A 3,846-nucleotide genomic window follows, 5' to 3' on the forward strand; every position below is an offset into this window, starting at 1 on the left:
TTGATACCGTCCGCACGCAGCATCTCGGCAGCCTTCAGGGAGGGATTGACAGTATTCCCGATGGCAAGGATCGCCAGATCGTCGCCGTCGGTCAGCATCTCGGCCTTTCCTATTTCGAGGGGCGTTCCGGATTCTGCACCCTGGCTCACTCTTCCTCTCGGATATCGTATGGCCACAGGGCCTTCATGCTGGAGGGCGAGCCGCAGCATTGCTTTCAGTTCCTCTCCGCCCTTGGGCGCCATGAAGAGCAGGTTCGGGATATGCCGCAAAAAGGAGATGTCGAAGAGGCCCTGATGGGTCGGCCCATCCTCTCCGACGATGCCCGCCCTGTCTATCGCAAAGACTACCGGGAGGTTCTGGAGACAGACATCGTGTACTATCTCATCATATGCCCTCTGGAGAAACGTAGAGTAGATCGCGACGAAGGGTCTGAGGCCCTGCGATGCGAGTCCTGCCGCGAAGGTCACCGCGTGGGGCTCGGCAATGCCGACATCATAGAACCTCTCGGGGTATCTCTTCGCAAAACACTCAAGACCGGTACCCTCGCGCATCGCGGCTGAGACCGCCACGACCCGCATGTCTTTCTGTGCGAGTTCCGTCACCGCCTGTCCGAAGACATCGCTGTAAGCAGGGATGGAGGTGTCTGATGTGACGACACCGGTATCCACATCGAACGGACCGATGCCGTGAAACACGCAGGGATCCTCTTCGGAATATTTGTACCCTTTCCCTTTCTTGGTTATCACATGAATCAAAGAGGGCGAATCTCCGTTCATCACGCGACCGAATGTCTCGATGAGGGTTTCGATATTGTGCCCGTCGATCGGTCCGACGTAATTGAACCCGAGTTCCTCGAAGAGGATGCCGGGCAAAAAGAATCCTTTCAGCATCTCTTCGAGACGCTGTGCTATTTTCGATACGGGAACGCCCAACTTCGGTATATGCTCGAGAAATGTTCTCGTCTCCTTCTTGAACCGCAGGAATTTCTCCCCTGTCAGTATTCTGTTGAGATAGGCAGAGAGTGCTCCGACATTCTGGGATATCGACATCTCGTTGTCGTTCAGGATGACTACGAGGTCCTTCTTGAGTTGTCCCGCATGGTTCAGACCTTCGAAGGCGAGTCCGGATGTCATCGACCCGTCGCCGATGACGGCCACGACCTTGAAGTGTTCGCCCCTCTTGTCCCTCGCTTCGACGATTCCTGTCGCCGCAGAAATGGACGTTGAGCTGTGCCCCGTACCGAACACGTCATAGGGACTTTCATCAAGCCTCGGGAAGCCTGAGAGACCCTTGAATTTTCTCAGGGTCGAGAACATCCCGTATCTCCCGGTCAGGAGTTTGTGGGGATAGGACTGGTGCCCCACATCCCAGATGATCTTATCGACGGGGCAGTTCAGGGCGTAATGGAGCGCCAGGGTCAGCTCAATGACACCGAGGTTTGACGCGAGGTGGCCTCCCCCGGCCGAGACCTGTTCGATGATTATCTGTCTCAGTTCTTCTCCGAGTTCGGGCAGGCTTTCCTTCGGAATCCTCTTCAGATCATCCGGCGAGTGTATCCTCTCGAGCAACATCAAGTTCTCCTCTTCGTGATATATAGAGCTATCTCCCGCAGGGGATCGGCACTCTCCCGGAATGATTGCAGAACACCGACGGCCTCCTCCACGAGTTCCTCAGCTTTCTTAGCCGAGCGATCGATGCCGTAGAGGCCGGGATATGTCATCTTTTTCTTCTTCTCATCCGAACCTGTTGTTTTGCCCAGTTCTCCCGTGTTCCCCTGTATATCAAGTATATCATCGATTATCTGGAAAGCAAGGCCGATGTTCTCACCATACCGCGTGAGCGCCCTGAGGTTCTTCTTCCCCGCGCGGGCGAGGATAGCCCCCATCCGCACTGACACGGTGATGAGCGCTCCGGTCTTATGGGAATGAATGAACGACAGTTTTTCACTCTCCGGCGCCGCATCTTCCGAAAGGAGGTCCTCAGCCTGACCCCCGACCATCCCGTGAGCCCCTGCTGCCATTGAGACTTCACCGATAACCTTTAGCACCGCAGATGGGGGGATGCGCGATCTTGTTTCATCCAGTACTCCTCTCGGGGAGGGTGATGATAAGCGACTTGAATCCGACAGTAAAGAAAAAGCCTCTGTAAGGAGCGCATCTCCGGCAAGAATCGCCATCCCTTCCCCGAAGACCTTGTGGTTGGTAGGCTTTCCCCTCCTCAGATCATCGTCATCCATGGCCGGGAGGTCGTCATGAACGAGAGAATAGGTATGAATAAGCTCAAGGGAAGCGACGTAAGGGAGTATCTCTGTGCCGTCTCCGCCACAGGCTTCGTATGATGCGAGCGCCAGGATAGGCCTCAGTCTCTTGCCTCCGGCAAAAAGGGAATAAACCATTGCGTCGTTGAGGGTGGCAGGAGCAAGAGGCATCGAGAAGTGAGACCGGAGGAAGGAATCAATAAGATCCCGTTTATCTCTCAAGTACGTCTTTATATCAATTCTTGAGACTATCTGTCTCTGACCGGAGTTCTGCTCCGTCGAGTCTCTTCTGTTCATGGCAGGTTCTACTCCCATTCGATCGTACCGGGAGGCTTTGAGGTGATGTCATAAACGACCCTATTCACGCCCTTAACTTCATTGATTATCCTGTTCGAAATTCTTCCCATGATTTCGTACGGGATAGTTGCCCAGTCTGCGGTCATCCCGTCGAGACTGGTGACCGCCCTCACCGCTATGACGTTATCGTACGTCCTTTCGTCTCCCATAACGCCGACACTCTTTACCGGCAGCAGCACCGCGAATGCCTGCCACAGCGATCTATAGAGTCCCGCCTTCTTTACCTCTTCGAGGACAACGGCATCCGCTTTCCTGAGAATAGCCAGTCGCTCTCCCGTCACATCGCTGATACACCGTATCGCGAGCCCCGGGCCGGGGAAGGGGTGGCGATTTATGATCTCATTCGCCATTCCCAGTTCCTCCCCCAGGAGCCTTACTTCATCCTTAAAGAGCTCCCGCAAGGGTTCGATGAGCTTCAATTTCATTTTCTTGAGAAGCCCCCCGACATTATGGTGACTCTTTATAGTCGCCGAGGGACCCTTAAAGGAGACGCTTTCGATCACATCGGGATAGAGCGTGCCCTGCGCGAGGTACCCCACATTCTTTAACTTCATCGCCTCTTCCTCGAAGACCCTGATGAATTCATTGCCGATAATCTTTCTCTTTCTTTCAGGGTCCTTGACGCCCTTCAGTCTCGTGAGAAACCTGTCCGAGGCGTCAACGCACCGGATCTTCATGCGGAAGTTCTTCTTGAGTGTCTGCTCGACTTTTTTCGCCTCGCCTTCCCGCAAAACACCGTTGTCGACAAAGATGCAGGTGAGGGCATCGCCGATCGCTTCGTGCACGAGAACCGCTGTTACCGAGGAATCGACACCCCCGCTGATTCCGCAGACAACCCGTTCCCGTCCGACCGTTTTTCGTATCTCTTTTTTTGCCGTATCGATAAATGACTTCATCGTCCACGTGGGGCTGCAGCCGCATATCCCGAAGGCAAAGTTTCGCAAGATCTCCATACCCTTTTCCGTATGAATCACCTCAGGGTGAAACTGGAGGGCATAAAACTTTCTCTTCTCATCAGACATTGCGGCGACGGGAGAGTTGTCCGTATGCGCGATGCTCGAAAACCCCGCGGGAAGTTTTTCTATCCTGTCACCGTGACTCATCCATACCGTCGTTTTTCCCGTTGCGCCGGCAAGGAGGTCCCTGCTGTCGTCCACGGATAATTCAGCCCTTCCATATTCCTTCTTCGCGGCCCTGGCCACCCCTCCCCCGAGACAGTGCGCCATCAGCTG

3 protein-coding genes are annotated in these 3,846 nt (G+C 54.6%); all 3 read right to left on the minus strand.

What is annotated here, in order from left to right:
- The coding region (gene dxs / locus VEI96_10100) for a 1-deoxy-D-xylulose-5-phosphate synthase (protein HXX58339.1) at positions 1–1,571 on the minus strand (1,571 nt) is incomplete at its 3' end.
- On the minus strand, positions 1,571–2,554 hold the full coding sequence (locus tag VEI96_10105) for a farnesyl diphosphate synthase (GenBank protein HXX58340.1): 984 nt from the start codon (positions 2,552–2,554) through the stop codon (positions 1,571–1,573). The genes VEI96_10105 and dxs, both read right to left, overlap by 1 nt.
- Before the next feature lie 8 nt (positions 2,555–2,562).
- Positions 2,563–3,846: glutamine-hydrolyzing GMP synthase (guaA, locus tag VEI96_10110; protein ID HXX58341.1), on the minus strand; the 1,284-nt coding region annotated here is incomplete at its 5' end.

This window comes from Thermodesulfovibrionales bacterium (assembly GCA_035622735.1).
GTDB lineage: Bacteria > Nitrospirota > Thermodesulfovibrionia > Thermodesulfovibrionales > UBA9159 > DASPUT01.